The organism is Sorangium sp. So ce1335, from assembly GCF_051521615.1.
Lineage (GTDB): Bacteria > Myxococcota_A > Polyangia > Polyangiales > Polyangiaceae > Sorangium.
The window spans coordinates 11,103,396-11,120,688 of record NZ_CP150363.1 but is presented as its reverse complement, the minus strand read 5'-3'; the positions used below and the strand labels follow the sequence as shown (position 1 = coordinate 11,120,688).

General features: G+C 72.5%; 13 protein-coding genes. 4 read left to right on the top strand and 9 right to left on the bottom strand.

What is annotated here, in order from left to right:
• Nucleotides 1-49 precede the first annotated feature (49 nt).
• From WMF24_RS41670 to hemE, 4 genes are all read right to left on the bottom strand, one after another.
• On the bottom strand, nt 50-1,408 hold the full coding sequence (locus tag WMF24_RS41670; protein WP_437733024.1) for an aspartate aminotransferase family protein: 1,359 nt from the start codon (nt 1,406-1,408) through the stop codon (nt 50-52).
• Between the two features lie 43 nt (nt 1,409-1,451).
• Complete coding sequence (locus WMF24_RS41665) at nt 1,452-2,315, bottom strand: diguanylate cyclase (protein WP_437733023.1); 864 nt, start codon at nt 2,313-2,315, stop codon at nt 1,452-1,454.
• Nucleotides 2,316-3,468: 1,153 nt separating this feature from the next.
• On the bottom strand, nt 3,469-4,326 hold the full coding sequence (locus WMF24_RS41660) for a class II glutamine amidotransferase (RefSeq protein WP_437733022.1): 858 nt from the start codon (nt 4,324-4,326) through the stop codon (nt 3,469-3,471).
• 216 nt (nt 4,327-4,542) lie between these two features.
• Nucleotides 4,543-5,592, bottom strand: a complete 1,050-nt coding sequence (gene hemE / locus WMF24_RS41655; protein WP_437733021.1) for a uroporphyrinogen decarboxylase — start codon at nt 5,590-5,592, stop codon at nt 4,543-4,545.
• A 228-nt stretch (nt 5,593-5,820) separates the two neighbouring features.
• Between hemE and WMF24_RS41650 the strand changes: the two genes are divergently transcribed.
• The gene (locus WMF24_RS41650; protein WP_437733020.1) at nt 5,821-6,408 is read left to right on the top strand and encodes a PH domain-containing protein; all 588 of its coding nucleotides are present in this window, start codon (nt 5,821-5,823) and stop codon (nt 6,406-6,408) included.
• A gap of 6 nt (nt 6,409-6,414) precedes the next feature.
• On the opposite strand, the gene WMF24_RS41645 is transcribed toward WMF24_RS41650, so the two are convergent.
• A complete protein-coding gene (locus WMF24_RS41645; protein ID WP_437733019.1) occupies nt 6,415-7,602 on the bottom strand; it encodes an amidohydrolase in 1,188 nt (395 codons plus the stop codon).
• Between the two features lie 72 nt (nt 7,603-7,674).
• Between WMF24_RS41645 and WMF24_RS41640 the strand changes: the two genes are divergently transcribed.
• Nucleotides 7,675-8,853: an FAD:protein FMN transferase gene (locus tag WMF24_RS41640; RefSeq protein ID WP_437733018.1), complete on the top strand. Its 1,179-nt coding sequence runs from the start codon at nt 7,675-7,677 to the stop codon at nt 8,851-8,853.
• Nucleotides 8,854-9,411: 558 nt separating this feature from the next.
• On the opposite strand, the gene WMF24_RS41635 is transcribed toward WMF24_RS41640, so the two are convergent.
• The 4 genes from WMF24_RS41635 to WMF24_RS41620 form a co-directional block, all read right to left on the bottom strand.
• Nucleotides 9,412-9,864 carry a hypothetical protein gene (locus WMF24_RS41635; protein WP_437733017.1) on the bottom strand — a complete coding sequence of 151 codons (453 nt, stop codon included), beginning with the start codon at nt 9,862-9,864 and terminating at the stop codon, nt 9,412-9,414.
• Between the two features lie 195 nt (nt 9,865-10,059).
• Entirely contained in the window at nt 10,060-10,848 is a 789-nt protein-coding gene (locus WMF24_RS41630) for an enoyl-CoA hydratase-related protein (protein ID WP_437733016.1), read from the bottom strand.
• A 44-nt stretch (nt 10,849-10,892) separates the two neighbouring features.
• On the bottom strand, nt 10,893-13,565 hold the full coding sequence (locus WMF24_RS41625) for a M1 family aminopeptidase (RefSeq protein WP_437733015.1): 2,673 nt from the start codon (nt 13,563-13,565) through the stop codon (nt 10,893-10,895).
• 75 nt (nt 13,566-13,640) lie between these two features.
• Nucleotides 13,641-15,506 carry a bifunctional homocysteine S-methyltransferase/methylenetetrahydrofolate reductase gene (locus WMF24_RS41620; RefSeq protein ID WP_437733014.1) on the bottom strand — a complete coding sequence of 622 codons (1,866 nt, stop codon included), beginning with the start codon at nt 15,504-15,506 and terminating at the stop codon, nt 13,641-13,643.
• 92 nt (nt 15,507-15,598) lie between these two features.
• Here WMF24_RS41620 and WMF24_RS41615 point away from each other — a divergent pair, with 92 nt between their 5' ends.
• Together WMF24_RS41615 and WMF24_RS41610 are read left to right on the top strand one after the other, a co-directional pair.
• The gene (locus WMF24_RS41615) at nt 15,599-16,480 is read left to right on the top strand and encodes a hypothetical protein (RefSeq protein ID WP_437733013.1); all 882 of its coding nucleotides are present in this window, start codon (nt 15,599-15,601) and stop codon (nt 16,478-16,480) included.
• A gap of 84 nt (nt 16,481-16,564) precedes the next feature.
• Nucleotides 16,565-17,146: a hypothetical protein gene (locus tag WMF24_RS41610; RefSeq protein ID WP_437733012.1), complete on the top strand. Its 582-nt coding sequence runs from the start codon at nt 16,565-16,567 to the stop codon at nt 17,144-17,146.
• The last annotated feature ends 147 nt before the right edge of the window (nt 17,147-17,293 follow it).

Below are 17,293 nucleotides of genomic sequence, written 5' to 3'. Positions count from 1 at the left end.
CGTGTGCGCCCGCCGCGCGCGGCGACCCGGGCCGCGCGCGGCGCGCGGGCTAGGCCGCGAGCACGCGCGCGAGCGCGTCGGCCGCGGCCGACAGCAGCGCCTCGGGGATGGTGAGCGCCGGCGTCAGCGTCAGCGTCTCGCCGCGCGCCCCGCCCGTGAGGACCAGGTAGCCCTCGGCGAGCATCCCGCGCATGGCCCGGAGCCCGAGCGCGGCGCTCTCGAGCTCGACCCCGATCATGAGCCCGGCGCCCCGCACGTCGACGACGCCCGGCGCGCGCGCGAGCGCCTCGCGCAGCGCCTGCTGGAAGCGCGCGCCGACGTCGCGCGAGCGCGCGGCGAGCTTGCCGGCGTCGAGGGCGTCGAGCGTCGCGAGCGCCGCGCTCGACGCGAGCGGCGACCCGGAGTGCGTCGACGTGTGCACGACCTCGGCCTCGCGCGCCCACGCCCGCATGATCGGCTCGGGCGCCACGCACGCGGAGATCGGCAGCCCGCCGCCGAGCCCCTTGCCGAAGCAGACGATGTCCACGGGCGCGCCGACCTCCCCCGTGCGCGTCATCGCCCCCGAGCGGCCGAGGCCGGTCCAGATCTCGTCCGCGATGACGAGCGCCCCGCGCCGCCGCGCCGCCTCGCAGACCGCGCCGAGGAACCCGTCCGGCGGCACGACGCAGCCGCCCCGCCCGAGGATCGGCTCGAGGAGCACCGCGCCCGCCTCGCCGCCGCGCAGCGCCGCCTCGATCGCGTCGAGCGAGCGCGCGGCGCCCGCCTCGTCGCGCGGGTACGGCGCGAACGAGACGCGCGGGTTGAGCTGCTCCGCGAACGGCGCCCTGTAGCTCTCGCGCAGCCCGCACGCCGCGAGCGGCGCGTAGCCGAGGCCGTGGTAGGCGCCCTCGAACGCGACGAGCCCCGGCCGCCCCGTCGCGAGCGCCGCCGTCTTGATGGCCGCCGTGACCGCGTCGCTGCCGCTCTGCCCGAGCAGCGCCATGGGCGACGGCCCGGGGTGCAGCGCCGCGAGCCGCTCGAGCAGCGCGATCTTCACGTCGGCCGAGTACACGTCGCCGAGGGCGAGCGTGAGCCGCGCCATCTGCGCCTCCGTCGCGCGCCGCACCGGCTCCGCCGCGTGGCCGAGCAGCAGCGCGCCGAAGCCCGCGCACAGGTCGACGTAGCGGTTGTCGTCGACGTCGCACACGTTCGCGCCGCGCCCGTGCGAGAGCACGATGGGAAGCATGTCGGCGCCGCTCTTCTGCGCCCGCGCCTCGCGGCGCCGGCCGAACGCGGGGCACTCGACGCGCTCGATCCGCTCGAGGGCGCTCCGCGACAGGGGACCAGGCGGCGGCACCCGGATCGCGGGCAGCTCGTCGCCGCTGCCCGCGCCCGGCGCCGCCGAGGGCGAAAGCTCGCTGTTCGGCATCGTCGTTCCTCCGCGGGACCCTAGCGCGCCCGCGGCCCCGCGCTCAGGCGCACACCCGGTTTCGTCCGCTGTTCTTCGCGTGGTAGAGGCGCTCGTCGGCGCGCCGGATGAGGTCGTTCGCGGTGCGATCGCCCTCCTGGAGCAGCGCCACGCCGACGCTGATCGTCACGCGGATGCTGTCGGCCTGGAAGACGAAGAGGTGCTCCGCGACCTTCTGCCGCAGCGTCTCGCCGAGCGCCGCCGCGCCCTCGATGGACGTCTCGGGCAGGATGATCGCGAACTCCTCGCCGCCGTAGCGCGCAAACACCTCATCGCGGCGGATGCGGCTCTGCACGATGCGCGCGACCTCCTTCAGCACGAAGTCGCCGGCCAGGTGGCCGTGGACGTCGTTGATGCGCTTGAAGTGGTCGATGTCGAACAGGAGGATCGCGAGGTCCCGCTCGTGGCGGCGGCCGCGGATGATCTCGCGCTCGAGCGCCTCGTAGAGGTAGCGCTTGTTGTGGATCTGCGTGAGACCATCGATGATGGTCATCCGGTAGATCTCTTCGTGGTATTGCGCCTCCACGTCGGCGCCGGACAGGAACTTGAAGATCGTGGGGCCGATCTTCACGCGGTCGCCGTTCTTCAGCACCACCTCGCGGGAGATCTGCTCGTCGTTGCAGTACGTCCCGTTGGTGCTGCCGTCGTCGACGACCATCCAGGCGCTCGGCCGCTGCTCGAAATGGGCGTGGCGTCGTGACACCGAGTCGCCGTCGAGCACGATGTGGTTGTCGGCCCCGCGGCCGACCCGCGTCGGGTTGTGCTCCAGCACGAACCGCTTGCCGAGCAGCGTGGGCTCCTTCGTGTAGATCACGACCAGGCAGTCGATCGTGTTCTTGCTGCCGCCGCCCGGTGGGGGCTGGACCACCTGCGTTACACGAGTCTTTTCGTCGAAGTCGCTCACGCGCGCTCAGCCCAACCCGTCGTGCGACCTAGCCTCGACACGTCTCGAGCTCCTCCGGAGACGGAACCTACCCGGGCGCGGCGCTTCGGTCGCGATCCGACGGCTCGATATGCCTTAGCTCGCCCGAGATCAAAGCGTACTGACATGTACCGACTCCCGTCAAGACGCCCATCCGGGCGAAGCTGTCTTCGGTGCTTCCTCCGCCCTCCTGACCTGACAGCGGCATACGTCGCCCTCTGCGCTCCGTCGCACTCTTCCACGTTCTCGACTTGTTCCCCGCACGCCGCTGGCCCCCCGCAGCTCACTCCGCACACATCCCTGTGCTCGCTCACGCGCATTGTGGGGTATTGTGCGTGTCCATCGCAGTTGACACGATGCCCCGCTCCTCTTGACCAGCCCGTGCTCTCGACGATGCGGCTCTCTCTATGCGTTTCCCGGGCGCGCCGCCACCCGTCCGGCGAGCGGTGGGGCCTGCAGCGCAGAGAATGGTTTGCTGGAGCACGATGTGTCTGTTCGGTCGGCATGACCGCTGCGGGGAGAGGCTGCGTGAGTTCTGCCTCAAGACCAGGGTGCATCACAACGCTGAACTGACGCCAGCGACGACGGCTGGCCGCTGAGCACGCCGCGGCTTCGATCCGCGCCCGGGTCTGGCTGCCGAGCAGCGCCGGTTGGTTGACTTGGCATACGGGGTGCGTAGGATAGACCTGCGTCGCGGCGGAGACCTTCCCCCCCCAGGTCCGTCGCGGCGTTTTTCATTTCAGGCCGCCCGTGCCCGTCACCAGCCCGGCGCGGCCGCGTGTCCCCTCCTGGGATGATCCTCGGAGCACCGCGTTTCTCGACCTCTGCGGTGAGCCACACTCCGTCTTTGCTGGAACCGTACGTCCGGAGGCCGTATCGAAACGTCGAGCCCAGCCACAGAGAGGCAGAGGGGCGGCGGGAAAGGGCAGAGGAGGCAATCGGCGGCGGCAGAGGCGGCAGACGAGGCGAGCCGGCCGGCAGAGAAGAGGGCATCGAGAAACCGAGCCCGACCACGACGACGGGATTGACGGCCAGCGCCCGATCTCCGGGGGAGCCGGCGAGAGCGCCGGTGAAGCCCGAGGCGGCGGGCAGGTCTCGGTCACGCGCGCGACGGGAGCGCCGCGCGCGAGGCGCGCGACGGGAGGCGGGAGCGCGCCGCGCGCGACGGGAGCGCTGCGCGCGAGGGGAGCGTCGCGCGCAGCTCGCCGCCGTCGAATACCCAGAGCTCGCCGGGCTGTCCCGGGGTCCACGTCTCGTTCGCGGTGAGCGGGGTCGTCGCGACCACCGCGACGCGATCGTTCGGGGTCGTGACGGTGGAGAAGTCGACGCGGACATCATCGTCGACGAGCGTCGCGACGCCGAACGGAGCCTTGCGGACGATGTAACAGAGCCGGGTCGCGCAGCGGGCGAAGAGGTGGCGCCCGTCGCCGAGCAGGAAGTTGAACGTGCCGTCCAGGCCGAGCTCGCCGCCGAGCTCCGCGACCGCCTCCCAGAGGTCCCTTGTCCGGCGCGGGTACCCGGGGAACGCGCTGCGGAGCCCCTCCAGCAGGTAACAGAAGGCGTGCTCGCTGTCGGTCGTGCCGATCGGGTTGAAGCGGCCCAGCGCGCGGCGCCGCACGCGGGGCAGCGTGCCGTTGTGCGCGAAGACCCAGTGCCGGCCCCAGAGCTCCCGCACGAACGGGTGCGTGTTGGCGAGCAGGACGTCGCCGCGCGTGCGGCGCCGGATGTGGCCGATCGCGAGCAGCGTCTTGATCGGGGTCTCGCTGAGGAACCGCGCCAGCGGGCTCTCCGCGGCCGGGCTCGGATCGAGGAAGACGCGCGCGGCGCGCCCCTCGAAGAACGCGAGGCCCCACCCGTCGGCGTGGGGACCGGTGCGGCCGCCCCGGTGCCGTAGACCGTTGAACGAAAAGACGATGTCCGTCGGGACGTTGCACTCCATGCCGAGGAGCTCGCACATGCTCGCGGTTTCACGATACCACCGCGGGAGCGGGCTGATACCGGCGAGTCGATCGCCGACCGGAGGAGCTGCGACCGCGGTCCTGCGCCGCGCGGCCTGCGACCGGGGTCGTGCGCCGCGCGGCCTGCGACCGGCGACGTCGGCGCGCCGCCCGGGCCGGCCGAGGGCTCCCCGGCGGTCGCGCTGCGTTCGGGGCGCAGCGGTCGGGGCGCCGCGTCAGCGGCTCGCGTCGGCCGAGAGCGACGAGCGCGGGATGGAGTGGACGAGGTCGATGACCGCCTTCACCGTGTCGACCGGCGTCTCGGGGATGATGCCGTGGCCGAGGTTGAAGATGTGCCCCGGGCGCCCGCCAGCCTCGGCGAGCACCGCCCGCGCGCGGCGCTCGGCGACCTCCCGCGGCGCGCAGAGCAGCAGCGGATCGAGGTTGCCCTGCACGGCGCGATCGTGGCCGACGCGCGCCCACGCCTTGTCGAGCGGCGTGCGCCAGTCGACGCCGATCACCGTGCCGCCGGCGTCGCGCTGCGCCTCGAGCAGCGCCCCCGTGTTCGTGCCGAAGTGGATGACCGGGACCCCGGTCGCCTCGAGGTCGCGGAGGATGTACCGCACGTGCGGCTGCACGTGCTCGCGGTAGTCGTCGATCGAGAGCGAGCCGACCCACGAGTCGAAGAGCTGCACCGCCTGCGCGCCCGCGGCGACCTGCGCGCGCAAGAGGCGGCGGACGACCTCGGAGATCTTGCCCATCAGCGCCGACCACGCCTCGGGATCGCTCCACATGAGCTGCTTCGTCAGCCGGTAGTCGCTCGATTTGCCGCCCTCGACGAGGTAGCTCGCCATGGTGAACGGCGCGCCGGCGAAGCCGATGAGCGGCGTCTTGCCGTCGAGCTCCTTGCGGATGAGCCGCACGGCCTCGAGCACGTAGCCGAGCCCCTCCTCGGGCTCGAACACGCGCAGCCGCTCGATGCCCGCCCGGTCGCGCACCGGCTCGTGGATGACCGGGCCCTCGCCCTTCGCGAACTCGAACGGCGCGCCCATCGGCTCGAGCGGCAGCAGGATGTCGGCGAAGAGGATCGCCGCGTCCATGCCGAGCCGCAGCGGCTGGAGCGTCACCTCGAGCGCGAGCTCGGGCGTCTTGCAGATATCGAGGAGCGTGTGCTTCTTCCGGAGCTCGCGGTACTCGGCCATGTAGCGGCCGGCCTGGCGCATGAACCACACGGGCGTGACATCGGTCGGCTCACGTCGGCAGGCGCGCAGAAAGCGATCGTGCATGGCTGGCTCCAGGGTGGTTCGAGGGACGCCCTCGGGGCGTTCCTTCATGTCCGTTCAGCCATCCCCCGGCAATCATATTCTCGGCGCGTCTCGGCGCGTCTCGGCGCCGTGACGAGCGCGGCGGCCGGCCTCCGCGGCGGGCGGGCCCCCGGGAGCGACCCAAGCGCCGGCTCGCTCGCCGTGTAGACTAGGGACATGGCGCGTCCTTCCAGACCTCCCGGCTTTGACATGACGTACAGGCCCGAGAAGCGCATCGCGTTCGGGCCGCCGCTGAAGGAGCGCATCCCGGCGCTGCTTTACTTCGCCTTCGCCATCGCCGTCTCGGCGGTGATCCTCTATGGCCAGAACGCCCCCTCGAGCTCTCGAATTTTCCAGTACGTCGTCGAGGGGGACCGGCACCGGCTGGTTCCGTCGAGCGTCTGCGCCATCATCCTGTTCGTCAGCGCGCTCGCGGCGGTGCTGCGCGAGCAGATGCGCGGCGTCGTCGTGCACCCGGACGGGATCGAGCTGCGCGAGCTGCTCGGGTTCGGGCTGCCGCGCGTGCGGCGCTTCGCCTGGTCGCAGATCGACCGGATGTCGGTGCCCCCCGCGCGGGCGGGCGCCGGCGGCGCGATCGCCGACAAGGAGGCGGGCAAGCTGTCGGGGAACGTCCGGCTGGACCTCTGGGACGGGTCCCGCACCTGGCTGCCGGACGTGGGGGACAAGATCGCGCTGTCGATGGTGCTGGAGCGGGTGGCCCTGGCGCGGGCGATCCCGCTCGAGGGGGGGACGGGGCTGATGGACGACCTCGGCAACCCCCTGCAGGACGACGGCTGAGGCGGATCAGCCGGCGCGCGCGCCGGCCTTGCGCTGCGCGAACTCCTCGCGCACGGCGCTCCGCAGGTCGGGATCGAGCAGGAGATCCGCGCACGTCAGCGCCATCGCCTTGGCGGCGATCAGCATCGAGTCCTGGCCGGCGGGGCTCGCGGCGCGCGCGGCGAACGCGTGCTGGTGGCAGGTCGTCTCGTCCTTGCCGCAGATCGCGATCCACGGGTGGATGGCGGGGAGCGCGTGGGAGACGTCGCCCATGTCGGTCGAGCCGGTGCCGACGGCCGGGTCCATCTCCATGGGGGAGCGGCCGAAGGCGCGCAGGTGCTCGCCGAAGCGGCGCGCCATCTTCCGGTTGTTGACCATGTTCTTGTAGCCGCCTTGATCGACGAGCGTGAGCTCCACGCCGCTCGCCATGGCCGCGCCGCGGGCGCAGCGCTCGACGATGGCGCGCACGCGGGCGAGCTCCTCGGTGTCGAGGGCGCGGACCGAGAACTCGGCGACGGCGAGCTCCGGGATGATGTTGACCGCCCGGCCGCCGTTCTTGATGAAGCCGTGGACCCGGACGCCGTCGCGGAAGTGGACCCGCTGGCCGTCGATGAGGCGGAAGGTGTCGAGGCAGGCGGTGAGCGCGCTGTTGCCATCCCACGGCGCGAGCGCGGCGTGCGACGGCTTGCCGCGGAACTGGAGCTCGAGCCAGGTGCTGGCCAGCGTGTCGTGGGCGAGCAGGTCGCGGTCGAACGGGTGGAACATCATCGCGGCGTCGACGCCCTCGAAGGCGCCGGCCTCGAGCAGCCTGATCTTGCCGCCGCCGCCCTCCTCGGCGGGCGTGCCGACGAGGTCGATGGTGCCGGCCACGGCGTCCTTCTGGCGGGCGAGGGCGAGGAAGGCGCCGAGCGCGCCGGCCGCGATGAGGTTGTGCCCGCAGGCGTGGCCGATCTCCGGCAGCGCGTCGTACTCGGCGAGGATGGCGAGGTGGGGCCCCTTGCCCTGGCCGATGCGCGCGCGCAGCGAGGTGGGCATGCCGCCGAGCCCGCGCTCGACCTGGACGCCGTGCTTCTCGACGGCCTCGGCGATCCACGCCGCGGCCTTGTGCTCCTCGAACCGGAGCTCGGGGTTCGCGTGGATGCGCGCGGCGATGTCGCGGAGCTCGGGGGAGAGGTCGTCGATGTCGCGCTGGATGCGGCTCGGGTCGAGGCTCATGGGCGGGCGATACTACCCTGGATCTGCGCGGTGCGCCTGGGCCATGGTGGCGCCGGGAGTCAGGAGCTTCGAATGCACAGGCCGCGCTGTTCCTCGCGCTTCTTCTGCTGGTCCCGCTGGTCCCGCTGGTCCCGCCTCGGGGGGATGCTCGCGTCGGTCGCGCTGGCCGCGTGCGATGTGCCCGCGTGCGCGCGCGCGCGTCATCGGGAGAGCGCGCCGGCTGCCTCGACCGGCGCCGCCGCGCCTGCGCCGTCCAAGGCGGCGCAGGCGCAGGCAGGGCCCGCCCGCGTCGTCGTCGAGGCGAGGGCGATGGGCACGAGCCTGGTCCTCGCCGCCCACACGAGCGAGGCGATGGACGACGCGGCGGTGAGGCGCCGGCTGGACAAGGCGATCGACGAGATCCGCAGGCTCGAGGGGGTGATGACGACGTGGCGGCCGGAGAGCGAGCTGTCGCGGGTCAACGCGTCGGCCGGCAAGGGCGCGGTGGAGGTGAGCCCGGAGTCGCTCGCCGTGATCGAGAAGAGCCTCTGGATCAGCGAGCGATCCGGGGGCGTCTTCGACATCACGTTCGAGGCGATGCACGGGCTCTGGAAGTTCGACGAGGACATCGATGACAACGTGCCGCCGAGGGACGAGGTCGAGAGGGCGCGCGGGCTGATCGACTACCGGCAGATCGCGATCGACAGCGCCCGGCGCACGGTGATGCTCGCGAGGCCGGGGATGCGGCTGAGCCTCGGCGGGATCGCGAAGGGGTACGCCGTCGACGCGGCGGCGCGGGTGCTGCGGGGGGAGGGGCTGACGTCGTTCTTCGTGCAGGCCGGCGGCGACCTGTACATCGCGGGGAAGAAGCCGGACGGCTCGCGGTGGCGGGCGGGCGTGCGGGACCCGCGCGGCAAGGACGCGAACGACCACTTCGCGACGATCGAGGTGGAGGACCACGCGTTCTCGACGGCGGGCGACTACGAGCGGAGCTTCATCAAGGACGGCAGGCGCTATCACCACATCATCGACCCGCGGACCGGGTTCCCGGCGACCGAGAGCCGGAGCGTGACCATCTGGGCCAGGGACGCGCTGACGGCGGACGCGGTGGACGACGCGGTGTTCATCCTTGGGGCGGAGAAGGGGCTCGCGCTCGTCGAGTCGATCGAGGACTGCGGGGCGGTGATCGTCGACAGGAACAACAAGGTGTGGGTGTCGAAGCGGCTGGAGGGGAAGGTCGAGGTGCTGCGGCAGCCGACGGAGGGGTTGTAGAGGGCGCGGGGGCGGGGGAGCGTTCCTGGGCACATTCCCAGGTCCTTTTTCCGGACTCGATCGTTCTACGGCACAGCCGAGGCTCTATCCCTGGTACGGACTTGCGGCCTCGCCCCCGAGACCAGATTGCACGTGGTGCGCGTTGCCTGTGGGCCCAGCCGTGCTCTCGGTGACCTGAGGCGTGCCCGCGCGCCGCCGATGAGCTTCGTGTCATCAGGCATCAGGACGAGTTCATTGCGGCGCTTGGTATTCTTGCCGAGGAAGAGTGGAGGAGTCTGCTGGGGACTTTGCTGTTGCAGAAGCCAGGTGCCGCGAAGAGATAGCCATTGCTTCCACCGCAGGCGGATCTCTGTCGCCGGCTGTCCTGGAGTGATGTCGTCTCAGGGCCAGTACCGCGTCCCCTGCGGTCCCCCCGGGGTCATGGGAGAAGGAGCCACAGAGACAGGGAGTACACAGAGTTTGTTTCCTGTCCTCTGTGCCCTCTGTGCCTCTGTGGCCCTGATTCATCCCCCTCGCGGAACCCGGGCGACGAAGTGCGAGAGCTCGCGATGCAGCGCTTCAGCCCGCGAAGAGCTCGTCCAGCGTCCCGGCGACGAGGATCCGCTCGGCCCACGCCGCGAGCTGCTCCCCGGAGGCAGCGAGGACCTGCGCCCGCCGCGCCTCGGGCACCTCGCCGAACCGCGCACGGCGCTGGCGCAGCAGCAGGGCGCGCTGCCCCTCGTCGAGCGCGGCCTGACGCTCGCGGGCCTTGATGGCCTCGATCTCCGGGTTGCCCTTGCGCTCCAGCGCGCGGACCACCTCGCGCTCCACCGCCGCCCCGTCGAGCAGCGCGCGGACAGGGACCGGACGGACTAGGCACGGGTCCTCGATCGTCGCGTCGGGCGCGAGCGGCACGAACCGCCCCTCGGCCACGGACCACTCCGCGACCTCGTCGCGCTTCACGAACAGGGCGAAGGCGCGGCGCACGCCTCGGGCGACGAGATCCTCGGCCTTCTCGCGCACGTCCCGCATCGATGGCTCGTTGACGATCTCGAACGAGAGCTCCTCCAGGTACCGGCGCCCCGTCGCCGGGTCGGTGCCCGCCCTGCGGATGGAGAGGTCGGTCGCGAAATCATGATGGCCATCTCATGGCGGTCTGGCCACCAGCCTGGGCGCTCTGCCGGCCCAGCAGGGGAGCCGCGCCCCCTCCACCGCCGCCCGCGGCCCTCACCGCCCCTTGTAGACCGGCTTCCGCTTCTCCGCGAACGCGCGCAGCGCCTCCAGGCGGTCCTCGCTGCGCAGCGTCTCGTCGTAGTGGACCCGCTCGATCTCCAGGCCGAGCTCCAGCGGCACGTCGTAGCCGTCCTCGATCGCACGGAGCGCCGCGGCCTGCGCGATGGGCGCGCCGCTCGCGATCGGCTCGATCCACGCGATGGCGTCGTCGACGACCGGCGTCCCCTCGGGCGATACCCGGTTCACGAGGCCCCACGCGAGCGCCTCGGCCGCCGTGAGCCGCCGGCCGAGCAGGATCATCTCCTTCGCCCGCGCCTCGCCGACGACCCGCGGCAGCCGCTGCGTGCCGCCGGCGCCAGGGATGATGCCGAGCGACGTCTCCGGCAGCGCCAGCTCGGCGTGCGGCGCGGCCACCCGCAGATCGCAGATCAACGCGAGCTCCAGGCCCCCGCCGAACGCGACCCCGTTGATCGCCGCGACGACCGGCTTCGGGCTCCGCGCGAGCACGCCGAGCTCGGTCCGGTACAGGCCGACCTGACGGCGGACGTCGTCAGGGCTCATGCCCTGGCGCTCCTTCAGGTCGGCGCCCGCGCAGAACGCCTTGTCCCCGGCGCCCGTGATCACGATCGCCCGCACCCCGGGGTCGTCCGCGAGCTCGCGCCCGAGGCGCCCGAAGGCGAGCAGCGCGTCGCGCGAGAGCGCGTTGCGGCGATCCGCGCGATCGATGGTGAGCACCGCGACCGCGCCGCGACGGTCGAGCTTCACGGGAGAGGCCTCGGACATGAGGCCTCCCTAGCCGACCAGCGCGGCGCGGCAAAGGGGCTCGCTCACCTCGCGTCGGCCGCCTTCTTCGCCTTGCTCCCCGCCGCCTCGAGCTTGCCGAGCCGCGCCCGGATCTCCGCGTTGTCGCGGCGCAGCGCCTCGAGCTCGTCCCGCAGCCGGTCGAGCTCACGCTTCCCCGCGCCCCCGAGATCGCGCAGCACCTCGCGGATCCGCCGCCGCACCCGGCCGTCGAGGTCGCGGTCGAGCTGCCGCTGCAGCGCGCCGCGCGAGCGGCCGTCGCCGAGGTCGCCGAGCGCGCGCGCGACGTCGACCCGGAGGTACGGATCCGGCTGGTCGAGGAGCTCCTCGAGGAGCTCGCGCGTGCGCCTGTCGCTCGAGAGCTTCGGCAGCGCCATGATCGCCGCCCGGCGCGCCCGCGTCGGGACGCCGTAGCGCGTGCGCGCCGTCAGGTGCGGCACGGCGCGCTCGTCGCGCAGGTTCGCCAGCCCGTCGATCACGCCGCAGCGGACGACCTCGCCCCACGAGGGGCGGTCGATCAGGTCGATCAGCGTCTCGAACCCGGCGCTCTGCCGCGTGGCCCCGAGCGCCCGCGCGGCCTCGGCCTGGACCAGGTAGCTCGCGTCGCGCAGCGCCAGCCTGGAGAGGACCTCCGCCGCCTTCGACGACCTGAAGTTGCCGAGCGCGGCCGCGACGGCGCGGCGCACCTTCGGGTGCTCCACGCCGGCGTTCGCCTCGAGCAGCGCGAACGCCGCGCTCGACTGGAGCGCGCCGAGCGCGCCCGCGGCCTGCGCGCGCACCCCCCAGAACTCGTTCGCGTCGGCGAGCGCCTGGCCGAGCGCCCGCGCCGTCGGCGGGTCGTCGCGCCGCGAGAGCGGCTTCGCCGCGAGCATGCGGCCGCGCGCCGTCGGCGCGTGCGCGAGCTGCGCCCGCAGGAGATCGGCGGGCGCGTCGACCTTGACCTCGCCGAGGATCCTGAGGTCCGGATCCACGACGACGAAGCGCGGGCGCCGCGGCAGCGGGATGACGAAGGTGTGCGCCTGCTGATCCACGCGCCGCACCTCGCGGCGCACGCTCGCGGCCTTGCCCTCCGCGAAGCCAAAATCGAGCACCAGGTCGAACGCGAACACGGGCGGCGTCGAGGCGTCCGGCTGGAGCGCGTGCTCCCGGCTCGCGTGCTGCCCGGGCGCCTGCGTCTGCCGCACCGTCACCGTGCACTGGTCGCCCTCGAGCTCGATCTTCACGTCGAGCTCGGGGTGGCCGGCGCGGAAGACCCACTGCTCGAAGAAGCGCTCCAGCGACTTGCCGCTCACGTCCTCGAGCGCGCGGGCGAGATCCCGCGTCTCCGCGACGCCGCGCGCGTGGCGCGTGAGGTAGGTGTTCACCCCGCGCCAGAAGAGCTCGTCCCCGAGCTCCCGGCGGAGCAGGTGGAGCACGAGCCCGCCCTTCTCGTAGAGGTGCCGATCGAAGACGTCGAGCGGCGCCTCGTAGTCCTGACAGACGATCGGCCGCCGGTAACGCCCCCGCGCCTCGCCGAGGTACGCGTCGAGATCGGCCTTCAGGCTGTGGTCGTACTCGTCGGCGCCGAGGTGGTGCTCGCGGTAGACGTGCTCCATGAACGTCGCGAAGCCCTCGTTGAGCCAGCCGTGCGACCAATCGCGGCAGGTCACGAGATCGCCGAACCACTGGTGCGCGAGCTCGTGCGCGATGAGGTCGTCCGACGAGACGTCGAGCGCCGCCCGATCGTCGAGCAGGATGTGCTCGTACATCGTGGTGGCGGTCGTGTTCTCCATCCCGCCGAAGATGAAGTCGCTCACGACCACCTGGGCGTAGCGGCGGAACGGGTACTTGACCCCGAGCTTCTCGCTGAAGTGACGGATCATGTCCGGCGTGCGCGCGAACGTGCGGCGGCCGTCCTCCTCGCGCCCCTTCGGCACGAGGTACGCGAGCGGGACGTCGGGCGCGGCGTCGTCGATGCGCGCGAACTCGCCCGCCACCAGCGTGAACAGGTAGCTCGGGTGGGGCTCGTCGAGCCGGTAGTGGTAGACGCCCGCCTTCTGCGACTTCGCGTCGCCCTCCAGCTCGCCGTTCGACAGGCAGTACCAGCCCGGCGGCACCTCGGCGCGGAGCTCTGTCGTCTGCTTGACGTGCGGCTTGTCGATGCAGGGGAAGATGTGGCGCGCGTCCTCGTCCTGGCACTGCGTCCAGACCTGGCGCGGGCGATCGGGGACGTGCTCGTCGGGCTGGAGGAAGTACAGGCCGCGCCGCGGCGTCGCGCGGTACCGGACGAGGATCGACGCCTCGGCCGCGTCGAGCGGCACGGCCACGCGGAGCGTCTCGCCGTCGTACGTGTGCTCGGCCGGCTGGAACCCGCCGGCCGCCGCCTTGCCGCCGCCGCGCCGGGGCTTCGCGGCGCGCGCGGCGCTGGCGCCGGCGCTGATCTCGACGGACTCGAGGTCGAAGCCGATCGCGTCGAGCGCGATCTCGCGCGCCCCGGGGTCGACGCGGACGGCGTCGAGCCTCGCTGTGCCGCGGATCGAGCGCTCCGCGACGTCGAGCGCGAGATCGAGGGCGATGTGCCGGATCGTGAAGGGGCGGGAGCGCTCGTAGACGCGCTTCGTCCCGGCGAGCGCGAAGGGACGAGAGGCCAGCGCGAACTCGGACGACGACAGGACGGAGCCGCAGGCGCAGCGCGAATGAAGCCGGTACTCTAGGGACATCCCGGCCGAGTTTCCCCGCGCGACGCCCGGGCCTGCAAGGGAGAACTGGCGCGCGCTGGCGGGCGGCCGGGCGGCTCAGCCCGTCTTGAGGCCGTCGAGCACCTCGAGCGCGAGCTCGTACTTGCCGAGCGGCGGCATCAGGTACGCCCCCTGGACCCGCTCGCGCACCGAGAAGAGCATCTCGCGGGCGATCTTCACCCCCTCCTTGCGCGCCTCGGGGCCGGCCGGCACCTTGCGCATGCGCTCGCGGATCTCGTCCGGGATCTGCATGCCGGGCACCTCGTTGTGGAGGAACTCGGCGTTCTTGTAGCTGACGAGCGGCAGCACGCCGACGAGCACCGGCATCCCGAGGTGCTCGATGCGCTTCAGCACCTTCTCGAGGAGGTCCTGGTGGAAGACCGGCTGCGTCATGATGATGTCGGCCCCGGCGGCGCGCTTGCGCTCCAGGCGCGCGATCTCCTTGTCGAGGTCCGGGGCGCCGGGCTCGAGCCCGGTGGCGAGCAGGAACGACGTCTTGCCGCCCGGGATCGGCTTGCCGGCCGGGTCGAGGCCGCGGTTCATCGTGCTCGCCATGTGGAGGAGGCCGATCGAGTCGAGGTCGTAGACGGCGGTCGCCTCCGGGTAGTCGCCGACCTTCGGCGGGTCGCCCGTGATGACGACGAGGTTCTTGATGCCGATCGCGTGCGCGCCGAGCAGGTGCGCCATCTGGCCGATGAGGTTCCTGTCGCGGCCGCAGACGTGCAGGATCGGCTCGATGCCGTAGCGCTGGAGCAAGAGCGCGCAGAAGGCGAGGTTCGTCATGCGCGCGGTGGCGCGCGGGCCGTCGGCGACGTTCACGACGTCGACGCCGCTGTCGATGAGCATCTTCGCCGCGCTGAGCGCGCTGTCCGGGCTCAGGCCGGGGGCCGGGTTCACCTCGACCGAGACGACGAACTTGCCCGCCGCGATCTTCGCCGCGAGGGGGCTGCGCTCGCCGAGCGGCGTGGGCTCGCTGCCGGTGGGCGCGTCCATGGTGATGTGCGGGCGCGCGGCGGCCTCGGGCGCGGCGCCGCCCCGGAGCATGCGGGCCGACTTGGCCATCCACCTGACGTGCTCGGGCGTCGTGCCGCAGCAGCCGCCGATCATCGCGGCGCCCGCCTGGATCATCCGGCGGGCGAAGACGTCGAAGTACTCGGGCGTCGCCATGTAGAGAAGGCGGCCGTCGACGGTCCGGGGCAGGCCGGCGTTCGGCTGCACGCAGAGCGGCAGCCCCGCGGTCGCCATCCGCTCCGCCATCGCGAGCGAGAGCTGCGGGCCGTCGCCGCAGTTGACCCCGAGCAGGTCGACGCCCCAGTCCCGCAGCGTCCTGGCGACGCGCTCGGGCTCGCTGCCGTCGGCCACGACGCCGCTCGTGTCGAACGTCATCGACGCGAGGACCGGCAGCCCCGGCGCCGCCTTCCGCGCCGCCTCGATGGCGAGCTTGATCTCGTCAAGATGGCGAAATGTTTCAAGAATCAGGAGGTCGACGCCGCCCTCGGCGAGCGCGCCCGCCTGCTCGGCGAACGTGTCGGCGGCGGCGGCGAGGTCGTCGCGCGTGGCCACGCCGGGGACGAGCCCGGTCGGGCCGATCGAGCCGCCGACGTACGCGTCGCCGCCGGCGACCTCGCGGGCGATGCGCGCGCCGGCGAGGTTGAAGTTGCGCACCTCGTTGACGAGGCCGTACCGCTCGAGCCGGAACCTGTTCGCGCCGAAGGTGTTCGTCTCGATGACGTTCGCGCCCGCCGCGACGTAGTCGGCGTGCACCCTCTTCACGAGGTCGGGCCGCGTGACGTTGAGCTGCTCGAAGTTCTGGGTGACGAACACCCCTCGCTCGTAGAGCAGCGAGCCCATCGCGCCGTCGAACACGAGGATCGAGCGCCGGAGGGCGTCGAGGAGCGGGGCTTCGGGTCTCGCGCGGGACATGCGGCGCATCGTAGGGGCGCGCCGGCTTCTCAGGAAGGGGGGCCGCGACGCGGTTGACGGCGCGGTCAGGATCTCGGTAGGCAGATCCCGAGATGAGCACGCCCCGATGGCTTCGCGCATTCGCCCTGGCGGCCTCCGCCGCTGCCTCGCTCCTCGCCGCCGCCCCCGCGGCGCACGCCTGGGATCCGCCGGTGCACCGGTCGGACGCTGGCGTGGACCTCTACATGTGGAGCGCCCGCTACTTCGGCACGTCGCTCGCCGCCGTGCCGTTCGTGCAGTTCGAGCCGACGCCCGACCTGTTCATCAACCTGCAGTTCCCGCTCGCGCTCTCGATCGACAGCCGCCGCGGCGGCATCGATCTCGACAGCGAGTCGCGCGCGGGCCTCGGTAACCCCACGTTCGCGCTCTACTACTCCGACATCGACGGCAAGCTCACGTGGTACGCGGGCGGCCGCGTCTCGCTGCCGCTCGGCGCTGTCGACGATATCGACTGGCGCTGGGCCACGTCGTCCGCCGGGTGGGCGATGGCCCTGTACGACGCGCACCTCTGGGCGACGGACACGATCCCGATCGGCGGGTTCGGCGGCATCGAGTACCGCTTCGGGCGCCCGTTCGTGCTCCGGGCGGGCGGGGATCTCACGTTCCTCCCCCCGCTGAGCGAGGGGGGACGCAGCATCGGGTACCTGCCCTCGGACGATCTCGACGTCGTGTTCCAGACGAAGGTCGAGCCCGAGTTCCAGAGCCGCGCCGGCTTCGGCGGGGGCGTCTCGCTGCGGATGGCGTGGGTCCCGACGGCGCCGGATCGCGTCGATGACGCGCAGGTCTCGCTGATGCCGTACTTCGTGTACGACAGCCAGAAGACCTTCTTCATGCGGGCCGGCCTGCTGCTCGCGCTGGACGAGCCGGCGGGGCCCGCGTTCGACAGGGGGCAGGTCGCGTCGCTCTACCTGCAGTTCGGCGGGCACCTCGACTAGTCCCCGGCCCGGCGGCCTGGTCGCGGGGGCCACGCGCGGGGGCCTGCGCCGGGGCGCCGCGCTCCCACGCCTGGAGGCTCGAACATGACCCGTCGCCGCGCCATCGCCTGGGGCGCCGCCGCCGTCGCGGTGGTGGCGCTCTTGCTGATCTGGCGCCAGCTGAGCCAGTTTCCGCCGGACACGACGCCCGAGGGGGCGTATCTGCGCATCGCGTACAACATCGGCGCGAGCGATCCGCGCGCGTGCTTTCCGTACCTCGAGGACCGGGCGCAGCACGCGGCCTACACGATCCGGGACTACCGGCGGAAGGCGTTCGAGCGGATCGAGGCGAGCTATCCGGAGCCGGAGCGCGCGCGCCTGCTCGACCAGTACCGGGCGCACGCGATGGCCGAGGACGGGGCGGACGTGTGGGTCGATCTCGCCGCGAAGCAGGGCTTCATCACGCGGCTCCGGCGCGACCTGTCCGGCATCGGCCAGGTGGAGGTGACGGGCGAGCGCGCGACGGTGGAGACGGCGCGCGGCACGCGGTACCCGTTCCGCCGGCGGGACAACGGTATCTGGGGGCTGACGCTGTTCACGGCGGAGCTCGTGGCCGAGGCAGAGCGGGCGGCGAGGGACTGGGACGTCGTGGAGAAGGCGGCGCTCGATTACGAGCGGGGGCGGTGAGGGGGGCTGATCTCGCCGCCACGGAGCTCGTCGGCGGGTCGCCAGCGGGCTGAGCGAAAGCCCGGCTGCGGGCGCTCGCAGGGGCGGGACGACGGAGAAGAGAAAGGGACGAGGCTGCGTGGCGGCTCACGGGCGACGCTTACGGGA

Coding starts and splice junctions, on each gene's coding strand:
- WMF24_RS41670 (WP_437733024.1), bottom strand. CDS start 1,408: ATGCCGAACAGCGAGCTTTCGCCCTCGGCGGCGCCGGGCGCGGGCAGC.
- WMF24_RS41660 (WP_437733022.1), bottom strand. CDS start 4,326: ATGTGCGAGCTCCTCGGCATGGAGTGCAACGTCCCGACGGACATCGTC.
- hemE (WP_437733021.1), bottom strand. CDS start 5,592: ATGCACGATCGCTTTCTGCGCGCCTGCCGACGTGAGCCGACCGATGTC.
- WMF24_RS41650 (WP_437733020.1), top strand. CDS start 5,821: ATGACGTACAGGCCCGAGAAGCGCATCGCGTTCGGGCCGCCGCTGAAG.
- WMF24_RS41645 (WP_437733019.1), bottom strand. CDS start 7,602: ATGAGCCTCGACCCGAGCCGCATCCAGCGCGACATCGACGACCTCTCC.
- WMF24_RS41640 (WP_437733018.1), top strand. CDS start 7,675: ATGCACAGGCCGCGCTGTTCCTCGCGCTTCTTCTGCTGGTCCCGCTGG.
- WMF24_RS41635 (WP_437733017.1), bottom strand. CDS start 9,864: ATGCGGGACGTGCGCGAGAAGGCCGAGGATCTCGTCGCCCGAGGCGTG.
- WMF24_RS41630 (WP_437733016.1), bottom strand. CDS start 10,848: ATGTCCGAGGCCTCTCCCGTGAAGCTCGACCGTCGCGGCGCGGTCGCG.
- WMF24_RS41625 (WP_437733015.1), bottom strand. CDS start 13,565: ATGTCCCTAGAGTACCGGCTTCATTCGCGCTGCGCCTGCGGCTCCGTC.
- WMF24_RS41620 (WP_437733014.1), bottom strand. CDS start 15,506: ATGTCCCGCGCGAGACCCGAAGCCCCGCTCCTCGACGCCCTCCGGCGC.
- WMF24_RS41615 (WP_437733013.1), top strand. CDS start 15,599: ATGAGCACGCCCCGATGGCTTCGCGCATTCGCCCTGGCGGCCTCCGCC.
- WMF24_RS41610 (WP_437733012.1), top strand. CDS start 16,565: ATGACCCGTCGCCGCGCCATCGCCTGGGGCGCCGCCGCCGTCGCGGTG.